At 50.2% G+C, this 16,890-nt stretch carries 18 protein-coding genes and 2 pseudogenes; 11 read left to right on the forward strand and 9 right to left on the reverse strand.

Translation table 11 applies throughout. The features are described from left to right. Nucleotides 1-15 precede the first annotated feature (15 nt). From H6G00_RS21685 to H6G00_RS21700, 4 genes and pseudogenes are all read left to right on the forward strand, one after another. The gene (locus H6G00_RS21685; RefSeq protein ID WP_199318639.1) at nt 16-822 is read left to right on the forward strand and encodes a pentapeptide repeat-containing protein; all 807 of its coding nucleotides are present in this window, start codon (nt 16-18) and stop codon (nt 820-822) included. A 30-nt stretch (nt 823-852) separates the two neighbouring features. Continuing rightward, nucleotides 853-984 (forward strand): annotated as a pseudogene (locus tag H6G00_RS36765) (glutathione S-transferase N-terminal domain-containing protein); the annotation flags it as partial. Between the two features lie 271 nt (nt 985-1,255). Then, complete coding sequence (locus tag H6G00_RS21695; protein WP_190798336.1) at nt 1,256-1,465, forward strand: chlorophyll a/b-binding protein; 210 nt, start codon at nt 1,256-1,258, stop codon at nt 1,463-1,465. Nucleotides 1,466-1,524: 59 nt separating this feature from the next. Next, a complete protein-coding gene (locus H6G00_RS21700; RefSeq protein WP_190798337.1) occupies nt 1,525-1,767 on the forward strand; it encodes a hypothetical protein in 243 nt (80 codons plus the stop codon). Nucleotides 1,768-1,935: 168 nt separating this feature from the next. Here H6G00_RS21700 and H6G00_RS21705 read toward each other — a convergent pair whose 3' ends face one another. The 3 genes from H6G00_RS21705 to H6G00_RS21715 form a co-directional block, all read right to left on the reverse strand. Next, complete coding sequence (locus tag H6G00_RS21705; protein WP_190798338.1) at nt 1,936-2,916, reverse strand: FTR1 family protein; 981 nt, start codon at nt 2,914-2,916, stop codon at nt 1,936-1,938. Nucleotides 2,917-3,082: 166 nt separating this feature from the next. Next, complete coding sequence (locus tag H6G00_RS21710) at nt 3,083-3,358, reverse strand: hypothetical protein (protein ID WP_190645270.1); 276 nt, start codon at nt 3,356-3,358, stop codon at nt 3,083-3,085. Nucleotides 3,359-3,573: 215 nt separating this feature from the next. Continuing rightward, nucleotides 3,574-4,083 carry a hypothetical protein gene (locus H6G00_RS21715; protein WP_190645269.1) on the reverse strand — a complete coding sequence of 170 codons (510 nt, stop codon included), beginning with the start codon at nt 4,081-4,083 and terminating at the stop codon, nt 3,574-3,576. Between the two features lie 58 nt (nt 4,084-4,141). Between H6G00_RS21715 and aroA the strand changes: the two genes are divergently transcribed. Continuing rightward, nucleotides 4,142-5,485, forward strand: a complete 1,344-nt coding sequence (gene aroA / locus H6G00_RS21720) for a 3-phosphoshikimate 1-carboxyvinyltransferase (protein WP_190798339.1) — start codon at nt 4,142-4,144, stop codon at nt 5,483-5,485. Nucleotides 5,486-5,504: 19 nt separating this feature from the next. Here aroA and H6G00_RS36770 read toward each other — a convergent pair. Continuing rightward, nucleotides 5,505-6,506, reverse strand: a pseudogene (locus H6G00_RS36770) (NAD(P)-dependent alcohol dehydrogenase). A 161-nt stretch (nt 6,507-6,667) separates the two neighbouring features. Here H6G00_RS36770 and H6G00_RS21730 point away from each other — a divergent pair. From H6G00_RS21730 to H6G00_RS21740, 3 genes are all read left to right on the forward strand, one after another. After that, a complete protein-coding gene (locus H6G00_RS21730; RefSeq protein ID WP_190645266.1) occupies nt 6,668-7,441 on the forward strand; it encodes an ABC transporter permease in 774 nt (257 codons plus the stop codon). A gap of 5 nt (nt 7,442-7,446) precedes the next feature. After that, nucleotides 7,447-8,391: an ATP-binding cassette domain-containing protein gene (locus tag H6G00_RS21735; protein ID WP_190645265.1), complete on the forward strand. Its 945-nt coding sequence runs from the start codon at nt 7,447-7,449 to the stop codon at nt 8,389-8,391. 84 nt (nt 8,392-8,475) lie between these two features. Next, the gene (locus tag H6G00_RS21740; RefSeq protein ID WP_190798340.1) at nt 8,476-9,252 is read left to right on the forward strand and encodes a DUF1350 family protein; all 777 of its coding nucleotides are present in this window, start codon (nt 8,476-8,478) and stop codon (nt 9,250-9,252) included. A 59-nt stretch (nt 9,253-9,311) separates the two neighbouring features. On the opposite strand, the gene H6G00_RS21745 is transcribed toward H6G00_RS21740, so the two are convergent. Then, entirely contained in the window at nt 9,312-9,467 is a 156-nt protein-coding gene (locus H6G00_RS21745) for a hypothetical protein (RefSeq protein WP_190645263.1), read from the reverse strand. Between the two features lie 481 nt (nt 9,468-9,948). Between H6G00_RS21745 and H6G00_RS21750 the strand changes: the two genes are divergently transcribed. Further along, the gene (locus H6G00_RS21750; RefSeq protein ID WP_242042421.1) at nt 9,949-10,425 is read left to right on the forward strand and encodes a hypothetical protein; all 477 of its coding nucleotides are present in this window, start codon (nt 9,949-9,951) and stop codon (nt 10,423-10,425) included. Nucleotides 10,426-10,454: 29 nt separating this feature from the next. On the opposite strand, the gene H6G00_RS21755 is transcribed toward H6G00_RS21750, so the two are convergent. The 4 genes from H6G00_RS21755 to H6G00_RS21770 all read right to left on the reverse strand — a co-directional run bounded on the left by H6G00_RS21755 (nt 10,455) and on the right by H6G00_RS21770 (nt 15,896). Continuing rightward, nucleotides 10,455-13,220 carry a tetratricopeptide repeat protein gene (locus H6G00_RS21755; protein WP_190798341.1) on the reverse strand — a complete coding sequence of 922 codons (2,766 nt, stop codon included), beginning with the start codon at nt 13,218-13,220 and terminating at the stop codon, nt 10,455-10,457. Between the two features lie 367 nt (nt 13,221-13,587). Next, nucleotides 13,588-14,790: a toll/interleukin-1 receptor domain-containing protein gene (locus H6G00_RS21760; RefSeq protein WP_190798342.1), complete on the reverse strand. Its 1,203-nt coding sequence runs from the start codon at nt 14,788-14,790 to the stop codon at nt 13,588-13,590. A 155-nt stretch (nt 14,791-14,945) separates the two neighbouring features. Then, the gene (locus tag H6G00_RS21765) at nt 14,946-15,386 is read right to left on the reverse strand and encodes a VOC family protein (RefSeq protein ID WP_190645258.1); all 441 of its coding nucleotides are present in this window, start codon (nt 15,384-15,386) and stop codon (nt 14,946-14,948) included. Continuing rightward, nucleotides 15,387-15,896, reverse strand: coding sequence for a TIGR02652 family protein (locus tag H6G00_RS21770; protein ID WP_190645257.1), 510 nt, complete (start codon nt 15,894-15,896; stop codon nt 15,387-15,389). 124 nt (nt 15,897-16,020) lie between these two features. Between H6G00_RS21770 and H6G00_RS21775 the strand changes: the two genes are divergently transcribed. Both H6G00_RS21775 and H6G00_RS21780 read left to right on the forward strand, forming a co-directional pair. Then, nucleotides 16,021-16,578, forward strand: coding sequence for a gamma carbonic anhydrase family protein (locus tag H6G00_RS21775; RefSeq protein WP_190798343.1), 558 nt, complete (start codon nt 16,021-16,023; stop codon nt 16,576-16,578). A 74-nt stretch (nt 16,579-16,652) separates the two neighbouring features. Then, nucleotides 16,653-16,772, forward strand: coding sequence for a photosystem II protein Y (locus tag H6G00_RS21780; protein WP_190645290.1), 120 nt, complete (start codon nt 16,653-16,655; stop codon nt 16,770-16,772). Nucleotides 16,773-16,890 lie beyond the last annotated feature (118 nt).

Below are 16,890 nucleotides of genomic sequence, written 5' to 3' on the forward strand. Positions count from 1 at the left end.
AGATGCTAACTTTGTGTGCAAACGCATCGGGCGATCGCCATGAAATTCCACAACTTTGCCTCTCTGACGCTGTTTGCCGCGCTTTTTTGGGTTGTACCTGCCAAAGCCGAGAATCTGCAACACGTCCAGCAGTTGATGTCTACTCGCGAGTGTCAAAGCTGTGACCTGAGCCGAGCCGGATTGGTGTTTTCTAACCTATCGGCAGTAGATTTGAGCCAAGCGAACCTGAGTCTCGCTAACTTAAATCAGGCAAACTTGAGCGGCTCCAATCTGGCAAATACAGACTTGTCTGGGGCTGTTTTGGTCAGGGCAAATCTCAGCGGGGCTGACCTGAGCGGGGCAAATTTGGCAGGTGCGGATCTGCGAGAAGCTTACCTGTACGGAGCAAACCTGGAAGGAGCTAATCTGGACGGCGCAATTCTGCAAGGGGCGATCGGGCTGCCTGAGGAATTAATTGGGGCCCAGCAGTTTTATAGCTGGGGCATTGCAGAATTTCAGCGGGGCAACTTTAGCGGAGCGATCGACTATTACAACCAGGCATTAACCAAAGAACCTGATTTCTCGGCAGTTTATCTAGCGCGAAGCCTTGCCCGCTATCGCTTGGGCGATGAAGAGGGGGCGATCGCTGATGCCAACCGAGCCGAACAGCTTTTTGCTGCCGAAGGCAATGAAAACGGCAGACTCGCCTCAGTGCAAGTGGCTGAAGGCATCGTAGAAGCGCAAGAAGCCCTCGAAGAAGCAAACGGACGCGGTGGCGGTGGCGGTGGCTTCATCAGATTTATCGGAGGATTGGCTAGTATGCTCCTGAGATTTGGCTTATAGCTGGCGCTTCTCTCTCAGGTAAAGAGGATTATGCAATTAATTGGAATGTTGGACTCGCCTTATGTGCGGCGTGTTGCAATTTCGCTGAAACTGCTTGGCATTCCATTTGGCCATCAGCCGCTTTCAGTATTTCGCAACATTGAAGAATTCAATGCTGGCAATTTAAGGAGTAGGCAGAGAGATTAGCCGCTAGCGTTGATACGTCATAGCAGCCGATGCATAGCAGCTATTAGTCGTAGCAGCTCCAAGTTAGCTGCTACGACGACAAGTTGTTCTGTTAGCTTGGAGCCAACTTTAGGCTCAGGCTAAAACTCTCGTGCTCAAACTTATGTCTTTAGCTGTCGTAAAGAAACTTAGTGTCAAGGCTGTTGCAACAATTATTTACATTGTGTTACATTCATTTACACAAGGTTAAGCAAACGGGGAATACGACATGGCTCCTGGACAAGTGATTGAAGAAGGCGGACGGGCAAACGTTTACGCAGTTGAACCCAAAATGTATGTCGATGACACGCAGCGATTTGGCTTCAACGAATATGCAGAGAAGCTCAATGGACGGCTAGCCATGATTGGTTTTATCTCAGCGCTGATTATAGAAGCGACCACGGGACACGGTGTCCTTAGCTGGCTAACCAATTTCTAGTTGAGCCGCTGATATTTTTGAGACTAAGCGGGTAAACCGTAGTATTTTGGAGAACTATTGTGAAAACCGATTTTGATTTTCCTAACAAGTATTTGGTTGGACCTGTCGTATTTAGACCTGATTTCAATGCCCAAGCAGAAGTATTGGATGTTAATCAGGCCTGGTCGCTGTTCTTTACCGCTGGGCAAGAGGACAAGATATTGGGCTTCAATACCGAGGCGGGTCGATTTTTTACCAATCTGCTGCTGGCGATCGCTACAGCCGGAGTTTTGTGGGCTTCCTTGTTCAACAGCGTGGTCTAAAGAATCGAGCAACGCCTTTTATTGAGTTAAGACTGACTTCCTTCAAAGAGTTTTGTGGGCAGAGACGCTGTGTTTCAGTGCTTCTGCCCAGTTCTTTTTAAGCAATGGGTAACATCCAGCAACTACTCTTTGAGATAGAACAACATTCGTTGCCAAAATGCTGCATCTCTACCCGTTGGATTTTTCCAGGTCTTCTTGGTTTGAGCGAGAGGTTGTGGAGTTTTGCAGAGGCTGGCTACTGGCGAGTGACAAACCCTGCCAGTTGAAAGCACTCTTCAAGTAACTGCTGCCGATGATGCTGAGAAATATCACATAGCCTACTGCTTGTGCCAAATAAAGCTTTTGGGTGTAGCCCAGGAATGCTTTGAGCAGTACGCCCGGAAATTGGCGATCGGGCAAGATTTGTGAAGCGTCCCAAATCTGTGGGCCCAGAATGCAAGATGATCCAGGACTAAAGCAAAGCGGTGCAAAGTTGGGATTGACCTGAACCAGATTCACTATTGCTGCATCTAAGTGGCGGAGGACGGAGACAACCAGTCCTGACACGATTAACAGCAACATCACACCTAAAATTTGGAAGAAGCGACGGAGATTGATCTTAATGCCTAAGCTAAACAGCATTACACCGATCGCCACTGCGGCGACTAGCCCTCCGATCGCCCCTAGCACTGCCATCCAGCCTTGCTGAAACTGAGCATTAATAAACAGCGCAACTTCAAACCCTTCTTGCACAACGGCGATCGTCGTCAACCCAAACACTGCCCAACCTGCGTGATCGGTCTTTTGCAACGCTTTTGTTACCGATTGCTCGACTTCTCCCTTTAAAGAGCTGGATTGGCGGGTCATCCAAATTAGCATCCAGCTTAAGAGGGCGATCGCCCACAGCCCAAAAAAGCCTTCTAGCAGCGGCTTCACTACTGGAGCGTAGGATTGATTGGCAGACTCAACCGCCAGCACCAGTCCGGTAAACAGCACACCCACTATGATGCTGGCGACGATTCCAACTCCCACGCCACTATAGACCCAGGGATTGAGCCGCTCCTGGTTTGCTTTCCTTAAATAAGCCAGGACAATACCAATTACTAGGGCAGCTTCCACCCCTTCGCGTAAGGTAATGACAAAGGTAGGCAGAGCAGCACTAAAGTTCATAACTGACTTGTATTGATATTTATATCTGGATATTTAGTAATAGAGATGCGTTAAGTCATCTATTAAATGAGGTTAGCCACTCACTTTTCAAGCCTAGCCTATTGTTCACTGACATGAGTCATTCGTAGGAAGGACGCTAACTTCTTGGACTAGCCGAGTCCCCTCGTTACATCTGGCTAGCTTCGTCACTCGTTAGGCTAGCCTCGTCCGTTGCTAAGCTGGCCTCACTACTCAGCAAGCTGACCTCACTGCTCACTAGGCTAGCTTCGTCACTCGCTAGGCTGTCCTCGTCCGTCGCTAAGCTGGCCTCACTACTTACTAGACGGACTTCCCCCGCCACTAGGCTAGCCTCGCTGCCTACTAGGCTAGCTTCGTCACCCACTAGGTCAGCCTGACTGCTCACTGGACTAGCTTCATTGCCCGCCAGGCTGGACTCACCCATCACCAGCTAGCCTCGCTACTCACCCAGGTCACCTCACTATTTGCTTTGCTGGGCTAGCTTGAGGCTGAGCAGTTCCAGGAAAAAGACTTCACTGCTTTAGAGAATCTGTGGGTTAGAAGCGCGAATCTCGTAGCGGGCGTTTCGCGAAACGCCCCTACCGGGGAATAGCTATTTCTGAATCTCTACGCCAATGCCGGGATTATGAGAAGAGATTCTCAATGGCGAATTTCGACATTCATCACGTAATGTCCAAGCTGGACCTTGCCCGACCACAGCTCATATTCCACCCGCAAATGGTGAGGCAGTTCACCACCGATCAGCTTCAAACTGCGGGTAAAGTTTCGCAGGCGCAACTGTTCATTGCCACTCGTGTCACCTTGCAGCCAGTAGCGGCTGATGCCGTAAACCCCCTGTTCCCAGAAGTGGCGATAGCTAAACTGACCGTTTCCCTGCATCGTCATGATCACGCGATAGGGAGAAATTTCTAGCCAGAGCAGCCGAGGTGTTTGGTTGCCCGATAAAGTTGCCACTTCAGGTGTGATTTCAGACGAAGTTCTTGGAAGTGGCATATCGGCCCGCTCCTGCACCCAAGGCTCCGTCAACAGCAGGTGAAACTGTTCGTTTTCTCTCTGATAGAGGGTTGCCGACGTTTCCAGTACTGACCAGAGGGGCAAATCCAAAGCCGTAAACGAAAGACAAACAGGTCTAGGATGGTGGCTGAGCATGTTTTTGGGGGCAAGAAAACGGTAGGATGGCTAGCGCCACTCCATGTCAGTGTATCTAATGGCAACTGCGACTATTACGTTGAATCATTACGAAAATCACCATTCTCTGACGATCGCCCCACCCAGTTCTGGATTATCGCTCCAGGGTCAGGTTCAAATCCCAGGAGATAAGTCCATTTCGCATCGATCGCTGATGCTGGGGGCGATCGCTCAGGGAGAAACTCAAATCCGGGGTTTGCTCTTGGGGGAAGACCCGCACAGCACTGCTGCCTGTTTTCGAGCAATGGGCGCGGAAATCTCAGAGCTTAATTCTGAACTGGTGACGGTTCAGGGAATTGGTCTAGGACAGCTTCAGGAGCCAAAGGATGTACTGGATGCAGGCAATTCCGGCACGACAATACGACTGATGATGGGCATTCTGGCATCCCATGCAAAGCGATTTTTTACGGTAACGGGGGATGCGTCGCTGCGATCGCGCCCCATGTCTCGCGTTATTCAGCCTTTGCAGCAAATGGGCGCACAAATCTGGCACCGCTCTGGCGGATTAGCACCACTGGCAATTCAAGGACAGGCGTTGAAGCCAATTCACTACCATTCCCCGATCGCCTCAGCCCAGGTGAAATCTTGCGTTCTGCTAGCAGGACTAATGGCAGAAGGGGAAACAACCGTCACCGAACCTGCCCTATCTCGCGATCACAGCGAACGAATGCTGCGGGCATTTGGGGCAACGGTGAAGGTTGATCTAGAAACCTGTAGCGCAACGGTGACAGGACAGGCAAAACTGCAAGGGCAGACGGTGGTTGTGCCGGGAGACATTAGCTCTGCTGCCTTCTGGATGGTCGCTGCTGCGATCGTCCCTGGTTCTGAGTTGCTGATTCAAAATGTGGGAATCAATCCCACCCGTACCGGAATCCTGGAAGCGCTGAGCCAGATGGAAGCCGATGTCACTCTGGAGAATCAGCGTACTGTCACAGGTGAACCCGTTGCCGACGTGCGCGTGCGCCACAGTTCCCTCAAAGCCTGCACGATCGCAGGAGATCTAATCCCCCGCCTGATTGACGAAATTCCGATTCTGGCAGTCGCGGCTATATTTGCTCAGGGCACAACTGTGATCCGCGATGCCGCAGAGCTGCGGGTCAAGGAAAGCGATCGCCTCTCCGTCATGGCTACCCAACTCAGCCGCATGGGAGCCAAAATCACCGAGTTACCGGACGGTTTAGAAATCACAGGCGGAACATCTTTAGTTGGGGCTGAAGTGGATAGCTATACTGACCATCGGATTGCAATGAGTCTGGCGATCGCCGCCCTCACTGCCACAGGCACCACCACCATCCAACGTGCTGAAGCTGCTGCTATTTCCTATCCCGACTTCACGGTGACGTTGCAGCGGGTTGTGAGTTAGTGGCGATCGCCCCTTTTCCCTAATGTTTCAGCACGATTCGATATCGTGCTTTTCCAGCCTTTAAATGCTCCATTGCTTCATTCACTTGGCTAAAAGGGAAGGTCTCGGTGACAGGTTCAATCCCATGACGAGCAGCAAAATCGAGCATTCTTGCGATGGTAGTGGGGCTACCCAAAGGACTACCCGATAGAGATTTTTGACCCATAATTAGAGGGAAAGCAACTGCCTGAATCGCATTGGGCACAACTCCAACAAAATGCAGTCGCCCTTTGGGACGTAGCACATTGACATACATTCCCCAATCGAGATCCACATTCACCGTTGAGAGAATGAAATCAAATGAATTAGCGGCCGACTCGATCGCTTTCTGATCACGGGAATTAACAAAGTGAGAAGCTCCCATTTCACGAGCTTCAGCCTCCTTATCAGGATTTGTTGAAAAAGCAGTAACATCACAGCCCCAAGCTTACAGAAATCGCAGTGCTATGTGTCCTAACCCGCCAATGCCAATCACTGCAACTTTATCAGTCGGCTTCACATCAAATTGAACAATCGGGTTAAAGACAGTAATGCCACCACAGAATAGCGGCCCGACCTTTGCTGGATCAATTCCTTCTGGTAATGGCGTGACCCATTCTTCATGGGCACGGACTTTGTCGGCAAACCCTCCATATCGACCGACTATGGTTTGCTCTGCAGTTAAGCACAAGTTGTGATTGCCAGACATGCACCACTCACAGTGCATACAGGAATGGGAAAACCAGCCTAAACCTACTCGCTGACCGACCTTAACGGTTTTGGCGCGATCGCCCACCGCCGCGATCGTTCCTACCACTTCATGACCAGGAATCAGGGGATATTGACTCACTCCCCAATCGTTCTTCAGCATACTCAAGTCGCTATGGCAGATCCCACAATATTCAACATCAATTTCTACTTCTTCGTCTCTCAGGACACCTGGATCATATTCAAATGGCTCCAGCTTTCCACCTATTGTCTGGGCTGCGTAAGCGTGAATCATGCTTATCTCCTTTTTGAGTGAATCCAGACTAGATTGTCACTCCAGTGAGCCGAGAACTTGCTTAAGGGAAACGAAAGTTTGAGCGTACTCTCAACCATTCAAGTATTAGTTCTGGCTGTTCAGGTTATGATCACTTCGGTTCTGTCAGTAAGGACACGGCGTTGAAGTATTGGCGGGAAACACTGGCAGTCGCGCAGCGAATTTTGACTGAGTTGGGCAGGCGGAGGCGATCGCTAATTTTCTGGGCAATTTTTCCAGTCTCCGTGCTGCTGTTAAACGGCTACATTCTGGCAGAGCGGGCACAGCTTTCAACTGGGGATGCGTTTGAGCGGGCGGCTCCGGCAACATTGGTGGGAGCGGCACTGTTTTTTAGCTGTTTGGGTGGAAGTGTCGCCACGGTTGTTTCTGAGCGAGAGCAACACACGTTGAAGCGGCTATTCATCTCGCCTCTTAGCGGCACGTCTTATTTCCTAGGAATTTTTCTGGCTCATAGCTGTATTGGAATTGGGCAAAGTCTGCTGGTGTACGCGATCGCCGCTCTCTTAGGTGCAGAGTTCAACGGGTCGTGGGGATTGGCGATCGCTATCATTCTGCTTAGCATTGCCGCTTATGTCGGAGTCGGGTTTATTCTTGGTACTCAATTTGCTCGTCGCACTGAAGATGTGAATGCCCTGGTTGCAACCTTTGGCGTGCCGCTGCTGATTTTGGGAGGGGCATTCTTGCCGCCGGAGTTGTTCCCAGAAACACTGTTAGAAATTGCTGAATTTAATCCGATCTACCACATGAATTTGGCTTTGACGGGTGTTTCTGCAATTGGTGATGGCATAAGCGAAATTTCCTTCCACTTCTGGTTTTTGGTGATTTTTGCAGTGCTGATGGTGGCTGGTGGTTGGCTAGCCTATCGGCGAATGGTTTGGCGAGAAAGGAGACTTTAGCATCTGTGCTGCAAATTCAACATCTCAACAAACGCTATGGCGATCGCCCCGTTCTGCAAGACCTGAACCTATCAATCCACGCAGGCGAAATCTATGGATTGTTGGGTCCCAATGGCGCAGGCAAAACCACCACGATTAACATCATCTGTAATCTGTTGCAGGCAGACAGCGGAGTCGTTAAAGTTGGCGGACGAACAGTTTCAGAAGTAACAAAGAAACTGATTGGCGTTGCGCCTCAGGAAAATCTGCTCTATCGCAGTCTTACCTGTGCCGAAAATCTCAACTTTTTTGCTCAGATTTATGGACTCTCTCGCACACAGCGGCGACAGCAGGTGCAAGATTGCCTCGAAGCGGTGAATTTGAGCGATCGCGCCAACAGTCCAGCAGAAACACTCAGCGGCGGAATGCAGCGAAGACTGAGTATGGCGATCGCCCTCGTCCACCGCCCCAAGCTGGTCATTCTAGACGAACCCACAACTGGATTAGACATTGAAGCCCGCTACGAAATTTGGGAACTGATTCGCCAGCTTAAGGGACAGGGAATCACCGTCCTACTAACCACACACCTGTTAGACGAAGCAGAAAGGCTGTGTCAGCGCATCGGCATTCTCAAAGGCGGTCAACTGATGGCAGAAGGCACCCTGGAAGAGTTGCAGCAGTCTATTCCCGCTAAGGAAGTTGTGGTGGTGCAAACAGACCAGGAAGAAGAGGCGATCGCCCGTGCCCGTGAATCCGGCTTCACCCCTCGACGTTATGGCAGCGATCTTGCCTTCTGGCTACCAGAATCGCTGGAGTTAAAAGAAATCCTCGATCGATTTGCCGGCATTCCGCTGGAATCCGTTTCCCGCTATCCAGTAAAGCTAGAACACATCTATCTCGAAATCACCCAGCCTGAGCGTAACCAGGAATTTTTTGTGCCTGAAGAGATTCCCGATCCTTGGGTTGTGTAGCCTCAACCCATCACTCCTTTACACATCTCCAATCCAAGCACTTAGGATAAAGAAGGTTGATTGGCTTGGAGAATGATTAGGGCAATGGATTGGCAGGAAGTTTCAGGAAATTGGATTCTGGTGCCCTCTCGACCGACGGCGATTGTGCATTTTCTGGGGGGCGCATTTGTAGCAGCAGCTCCTCAAGTCACCTATCGCTGGCTGCTAGAAAACTTGGCGCGTCAGGGCTACGCCATTGTTGCGACCCCGTTTGTGAACACGATGGATCACACAGCGATCGCCCGTCAGGTCTTGCAAAACTTCATCGTCGCTCAAGACTATCTGCAAACCAACGTCTTCAAAAAGCGTTATCAGCCCATCTATGGCATCGGTCACAGCATGGGCTGCAAGCTGCATTTGCTGATCGGTAGCCTCTATCCGCAGGAACGAGCTGGGAATATTTTGATCTCGTTTAACAACTTTCCAGCAAGGCGATCGATCCCGTTAGTTGAGCAATTTACTCAGTTCTCACCTGCCTTTGCGGTTGAGTTTGTCCCTTCTCCTGAGGAAACTAACCAATTGATTGAGCGGCAATATCAGGTGCGACGCAACTTACTGATCAAGTTCAACAACGACGACATTGATCAAACCAAAGATTTGACGGAAGCTCTGCTCAATCGCTTTCCTGACATGACCGCTCTAAAAATTCTTAAAGGCAGCCACTTAACTCCGCTGGGGCAAGAAGTTGGCTGGCAAACTGGCTCCATATTCACACCGCTAGATGCGATCGGTCAGCTTTTTAAGCAGGAAGTTTACCGAGATTTGAACCAGCTTAGAGATGCAATTTTGCTCTGGCTCAATCCTCTATCAGTCAGGAAGTAGAGTGTAGTTAAAACCTTGCATTTAATGCAGAAACCCGTTTATGCTGCCGCATTTCTAATTTATTGCTGTGTGGTTGGTACATCAGGAATAGAGGGCATTTGGTCATGTTGAATGCTGGTCAGCCCCAAATAACCCAGGAATAGGATTACACCAGCTAAAGCAACGATCTGAGTAGTTTTTTCAACTGCGATAAAGCCACGTAGAAACTTATCCATTGGAAATTTCTCAGTTTTGTAACAATCTCTCAATTCACTCTAACCTCCATTGAAATAACGCGTCCAGGTTTAGAAAAGCATGACCAGCATTATTTACAGTAGAGCGATAGCCCAAAGTTCTTTCCTCTCTCTGCTATGCCAGTCCCACAAACCAATGTCGCGCCTCGTTAACAAACGAGGCTATATCGCCGAGTCACGGTAAATGAGTTCTGGTTGCCCCACAACCAGTTCTAACTTCAGACGCAACGAAGTTGGGATTAAATGAAGGGTAGTTCTCTTCAATCCTCAATGAGCTAGTACCTTACTATCAAAGGTTCCTGTTCTCTCTTATTGACCTATGACTCAAGCGACTCAGCAAGGAAAGAAGCCTTTTTCCAGCTTTACTTACCGAGAAGCTTTTAAGCATCTGGGAATAACTGAGCTAAAGCGATAGGAACTGACAGCAGAACCAGCCCCCATCAGTGACTTCTTTTGCAAGCGGTTGGAGCGGCTACAGCGGTTTGACCTTGAAAGCCTAGAAGTATCCAAAACGCTGCTCATTGATGCCATCTGTGAAGAAGGATTGGAGGGCTATGAACGTTTGAAGGTGTGGAAGGGGGCTTACCTGGAAGGGGAAAAAGTTTGCGGCAATGTGGACTACCTGATTGCTGAGCGGCGAGCCTATCTGGAAGCTCCTTTTGGATGCGTCATTGAGGCTAAGAAGGATGACTTTGAGCAAGGCGCTGCCCAATGCTTGGTAGAAATGCACACTTGCCAATGGGTGAACCGTCAGATGGAGCGGGATGTGGATATCTACGGTATTGTCACCAATGGTGAGGGGTGGAAGTTTTACCAGCTAGCATCCAGGGGTGAAGTGTCTGAATCGTTGCTGTATGGCATTGGTGAAATGTCAATTTTGCTCGGACTGTTGCGGATGTTCTTTGGACTGTGCGATCGCAACTTGCATTCTAGTGTTTGAGCATTGAGCGAGTCTTGATGCAAAATACCTCAGAGGAAACCTAACTCCTCCCACAGTTTTTGACACTCCTCCACCAGCGGAATGCCTAGCTCGGTTGCTAACGCCAACGCCTGCTCACAATACTCTCGCGCCACGTCAGCCTCACCCAGTTTTTGATGCAGTTCTGTCAAATTTTTCAAAGCCTCGGCTTCGTTAGCCTTATCGCCAATTTCTCTAAAAACTGCCAAGGCTGCAAGGGAGTTTTCTAGTGCTTCTGGATACTGCTGTAATTTAATTTGCGTTTCTCCCCAACCCATTAAGGCAACACCTTTACCCTGTCTGTAGCCAATCTCTGTAGAAATGGTGAGATATTGCTGGTAGAGGGCGATCGCCTGCTCATATTGCCCTAGAGAAAGATACGCATTCCCTAAATTGCCTAATCCACTGCCTTCGCCCTGTCTGTAGCCAATCTCTGTAGAAATGGTGAGATATTGCTGGTAGAGGGCGATCGCCTGCTCATATTGCCCTAAAGAAAGATATGCACTCCCCAGATTGCCTAACATAATGCCTTCGCCCTCTCTATCGCCGATCTCTGTAGAAATGGTGAGAGATTGCTGATAGAGGGTGATTGCCTGCTCATACTGCCCTAGAGAAAGATACGCATTCCCTAAATTGCCTAATCCACTGCCTTCGCCCTCTCTATCGCCAATCTCTGTAGAAATGGTGAGAGATTGCTGGTAGAGGGTGATTGCCTGCTCATACTGCCCTAGAGAAAGATACGCATTCCCCAAATTACCCAATGCCCATCCTTCTTCCTGGCAATTACTTTTTGCTTGAGCGATGTCTAACAGCTTCCTGAAAAGCGGAATCTGCTCTCGATAGTAGCCCCAGGTTCCTAGCTGCCAGCAAAAATAATTATCAGTAGGTGTATTTAACTTAATCCAAGCAATTAAAGTTACGGCATTCCAGTCTTTTACTTTGCAGTAGTGTTCGAAGGCTTCTAAGTAGCCGCGCACGGTTTCGATGCGTTCGGTGTTCGAGGGTGAAATGTAAGCAGTGAGCCAGAGACAGGCAGCGGTGCGTTCCGCGGTTTCCCAAATGGAAGAATTGGCTTTGAGTTGGGCGTAAGCGCTGTCGCGGATTAGGTTGTGCTGTTGAATCAAGAGTTGTCCAGCCTGAATGTCGATGTCTTCGACCAGATTGCGCGATTTGAGAGTGGTGAGGGCAGCGGTGCGGTCGGAGTCTGAGACATCTTCCAGCATTTGCAGATAAAACGATTCGGCAACGGGGCGACGGAAGACAGCGCAGCGCTGAAGCATTTGGCGGGGCAGGTCGGGCAGTTGTTGAATGGTTTGGCTTACCCACTGACGCGATCGCTGTTCCTGGCTTTGGCGCAGGGTTGAGGAGGGTTGGCGCGGGTTGTGTGGTTGGCAGTTGTAATACTCCGTCCAATATTTGGTGATGCTGCCGCCAAACAAGCGACTGCGGATGTCGCCCGCAATCATTTTGAGGATCAGCGGGTGTCCTTGAAAGTAGCTGGCGATCGCACAAAGATGGTCGCGTTCGGTGTCGGTCGAAGGTGTGATGCCATAGTTACGGAGCAGGTCAAGCCAGTGGTCAGCTTCCAGTCCGCGCAGGGAATATTCGTGCCAAAGCTGGTCATAGCGATAGATCCGGTCTACCAGGTCGGCGGGGAGAGCCTGGGAAGTGAGAACCAGGCGGCTCTGGCTGCGGGGCGAGTTGAGCAGTTGCCCAAAAAACTCGACCCAGACGGCATCGGCAAACTGGTAAGAGCCATCGCTAGACTGGCGCAGCAGATATTCTAGCGAGTCAAGCTGAAGCCAGTAGGGATGCTGCTCTAACGCTTTGAGCAGGTAGAGCAAAATTTGTTCGTCGGGCAACTGTTGGGCAGTGTCGTCACCGATCGCCTGCAAAATGGCGATCGCCCCTCGTGTAAAGTCGGTAGACGGCGTACCAATGTCAAAGGAAATTCGGTGAAACTTGATTTCGGGCGGTAGGAAGAGGCGATCGCTCGTACCAACAGCCCCATTCACCAGGAGATCTGCCGCCAATTTTTCAGCCAGAGCGGTTTTGCCAATGCCCGTCATGCCATAAATGATCAGCAGACGGCATCCGGCAATTAGAGCATCGGTGAGGTCAGCAACCGTTTCCGCTCGTCCCGTCCAGGTTTCCGCCTTATAGGTAGAGAACGTAGGGGCGAACGGCCGTTCGCCCCTACCCAATGCTCGTTCGCTCGTACCCAATGCCCGTTCGCCCGTACCGATGGCAGGCGTGAGCAGTGGAGGAGTGGGGGCGATCGCCTCTTTTTCTAAAGGCACCCCCTCAGACTTTTTTACCTGAAGCGTCTCCACGGCTCGACGAATTCCTTGCACGACATTGAGAAAGGCTTCATCCCGATCGTCCCATTTAGTGACGGGCTTGGCATCCTTGGGCAGCACTTGCAGCTTACTAAACGGGCTGTCTTGCCAGTCGCAGGGCTTCACAATGATCGGAATCACTCGTGCGCTGCCCTCATCGTGGCGCTGCACTGCTCGCTGCATCTCCAGGTCATAGCAATAGTTTGAGGCGACGAAGCGAGGTGTAATCAGCAGCAGAATAATGTCTGCGGTTTCGAGCTGGTGTTTGATTTCAGCATCCCACTCGGCCCCGGCTTCAATGGCGCGATCGTGCCACACTCCAATCTTGCCCTGACGTTTTAAGTTAGCCAGGTGAATGTCCAGTTCTTCTCGCAACTCTTCATCTTTGTGAGAGTAAGAGATGAACACCTGAAGGGGCGGGGGCACCGATGAGGTCATGAGTCGCACTTCGGAGGGGTTGCCATCAGTATATTCAACTCGACATTCAACTCAAAGACGGCAGCAATTAGGACGGATGGGCGACGTTTCTAATTTAAAGCTGCAAGTTTTCAGCTCAAAGAGCGACATTTCTAGTTCTAAGCTGCAAGTTTCTGGTTTTGAACTGCAAGTTTTCAGTTCAAAGAGCGATCGCTTCTGTTCAAAACAGGATTGTTCCTACTTCAAACAAGAAAAGTCCTGTTTGAGACGAGATTGCTCCTACTTAAAACAGCATCATTCCTACTTCAAACAAGAAACGTCCTGTTTGAGACGAGATTGCTCCTATCTAAAATAAGACAGGTCGAGTTTAAAGGGCGATCGCCCCCTCTTACTCGCTAATCTGCGATCGCGTTACATCTAGGGTTTCTCGGATGCAGGCTCTCAAGTCTGCTTCTTCGCCTCGACCTTCTAGCTGACAGATACGAGCCATTGCTAGTCGGATTAAGGCATCCTGGCGATCGCCTCGTTGCCACTGCTCTCTCAAGTCTTCCAGCGTTTTTTCGTAGGCGGTCGATGATTGCACATTGGACTGCTGTGCTTCGGCAGCGGCAGTTTCGGCAGCTTGTTGCTTTCGCTCAGCTTCGGCGGCGGCAGTTTCAGCCTGTTGCTGAGTTTGTTGAGCCTGGGCAGCCAAAGTTTGAGCAGCTTTAGCCTTTTCTTGTGCTTCGGTTTCGCGTTTTACCGCAGCCTGCAAGTCCTGGTTTGCCTGATTTGCGGCATCAACCGCTTGCTGTTGTTTTGCCTCTGCTAATCGGAGGTTTCTGATTGCGCGATTGGTTTCGGTTTCCAGGTCAGCTTTCTCTTGTCGCAGGGCTGAAATTTCGGAGCGGGTTGTTTCTATCTGTTGTTGGGCACGGAGTCCGGTGGTGGTGGCGATCGCCAGCATCACTCCCATCACGCCAGCCCCCACACCCACCATTAGCTTTGTTCTGCGAATTGCATTCTCAGCCTGACGGCTTTTTGTAATGTAGTTCTTGTGTTGTTCAGTTGGTTGAGGCGCTTTGCCGTCAGATTGTTTCAACCACTGCTCTGCTGCCGCTAAACCGCCGCCGCGCAACAGCAATCCATCATTGCGTCCAGCATCATCCCACTCGATCGCTTTCACCAAAAGGCGAGTATGAGTCCGCACATGATCTAAATCTGTGTCTACAGCCTTGATTAAAGTTTCAAAGGTGTAGTCAAAGTCATCTTCTTCTCGAAAAAACAGCCAGTTATGCTTCTGTAGCGCTTCGTGTACCCGCTCAATGGCAAATCCTTCTCGCCGCACAATCGGAAACAGACGTTTGTTTAGCTTGGCAGCATGTTCAACTTCCTGATAGCAAATCTTAGAAGCAACTGAATCAGGGCTGATCACAAAAATAAAGGTGTCGGCTCCTTCAATTCCGGCTTCAATCTCCTTCCACCACTCAGCGGTGACAGGGATATCTTCCCAATCAACCCAGGTATCTCGCTGGCTCTGGCTCAAAGCCCGATGAAGCGTGCGAACGAATTCTTTGTCTCTACGGGAATAGGAAATAAAAATATCCGCCATACTGCTCTCCAGAATAGCGTGGGGCTTAGAACGAAACTACGAGGACGCTATCTTAGAATTCGGAAAAATTCACAAATTTTCCCGAAAAGCGGAATTTCAGCCAGTGGAGAGGGGCTAGGAGCTAGGGGTTGAGGGACAGGGCAGGAGGTACGTCTTTATCCTTCATTTCCCATCCTTCGGATGAACTCTAGCGGTAGCCCGTCCGCATCTGCGATAAAAGTTACTTCATAGACGCGATCGCCAATCATTTGCTGCGTCGGTTTGAGCAAAACCTTCAAAGGCTGAACTTGCTCAGACTCCTGCGCTGCATCTGAAAATTTGGTTTGCAAATTCTCCAACCACTGAGGCAGATCCTCAACCGTTTCGGTCAGGTCAAATGAAAGGTGATAGTAGCCCGTGTAATGCTCGTCCTCAAACGCATCCGCAGCAGGGCGGGGACGAGGCACTTGCAATAGCTCAACACGACCATTCAACCCTTCCATCCAGCAAGCCAACGTAATACCTGCCGTGAACCGTTCGCAAACGGTGAAGCCTAATAGTTCGTAGAAGGCGATCGCTTTATAAATATCAGCCGTGCGAATAGAAGCGTGGTGCATTCACTCAAACAAACGGAAATAGGGATACCTTACAGGCGCGCCAGGTTCTTTTTCCAAGTCAAAGTTGATCACATCCCAGCAAGGATTTTCCTTAGGGTCAGGACTGAATTCCACGGGTAGCCCATAGAGCCGTGGACGAGACGAGTCAGACTGCCCTCGCCAGGGAGCGCTGCGCTCCAGGTAAGTGCTAATCAAGTCTTGATAACGTTGGGCGATGATTACTTTGGTAGCTCGGTAGCCCTGCGTGTAGAGGCGATCGAGCGCTTCGTGAATTTCAAAGCGGATGCCATCGGGGTGGGTGTGTTGCCGATACCATTCGTTGTTCCACTGTCGCCAGTGCCGTCCAGACTGAAGATGAACTAGCTCTGTCGTTTTAGGGTCCGCCTCAAATGCGCCGTGTCGCTGACACAAATAGGTATCGGTCAACGTCAATGCCGGAATCGTCTGTCTACAGTGAGGGCACTGAATTTCAGGTCCGAAGATTGGGTACTGTAGGGCCGGATTGATCATGAAATTGTAGGCAGCATGTTCGCTATGTACCAGTGCCGGTGGCCTTATTATAACTGGGGGGTTGCGCCCTCAATGCCCATTCTAGGAGCATTAGACTCAAAAGTTACTAATCCTTCTGCATGATATGACTTCATCGATACCCTTTTGGGCACCTCCTGATTTATCTCAAGCGGCTTTCGTTGCCCCCACTGCAACGGTTGTGGGGAATGTGGAGGTGGCTGCTGGCGCAAGCATTTGGTTTGGGGCGGTGCTGCGTGGGGATGTGGAACGAATTGTGATTGGTAAATGCACAAATGTGCAGGATGGAGCCATTTTGCATAACGATCCGGGGCAACCGACGATTTTGCACGACTATGTGACGGTTGGGCATCGGGCAGTAATTCATGGGGCTGAGATTGAGCAGGGCTGTTTGATTGGCATTGGAGCAATCTTGCTGAATGGGGTGCGAGTAGGAGCAGGTAGCATTATCGGGGCAGGTTCAGTGGTGACGAAGGATGTGCCGCCGCGATCGCTCGTCGTCGGGGTTCCTGCAAAAATCTTTCGCCCAGTTTCAGAGGAGGAAGCTGCCGATTTAATCGAACATGCCCGGAAATACGAGCAGCTAGCGCTGGTTCACGCAGGGAAAGGAACGAATCTGGGATTCGTATTGCAAACAAATATGAAAAAAGAACTGGAAAATTGAGCCAATTCAGCGCAGAATAATGTTAAAGATGAGATTTGTTTATAAATCTTTAGGGGAGGATCTCGAACATGGATATTGACTGGCGCGTTCTAGTTGTTTTTTCTCCAGTTCTGCTAGCTGCTGGCTGGGCTGTTTTTAACATTGGGCAAGCGGCTCTCAAACAGTTTCAGGGCTTTTTTGATAAGCAGGCTTGAGCTTAACGCATCTGCCTTACGACGCTCTGTCGCAAGTAAAGCGATGTGTAACTCGTTCTGGAAGCCAAACTGGAAGCCAGAGCTTGTTGTGGAGTGGGCATCTTGCCTGCTTAATTGG

This window comes from Leptolyngbya sp. FACHB-541 (assembly GCF_014695875.1).
Lineage (GTDB): Bacteria > Cyanobacteriota > Cyanobacteriia > Elainellales > Elainellaceae > JAAUTN01.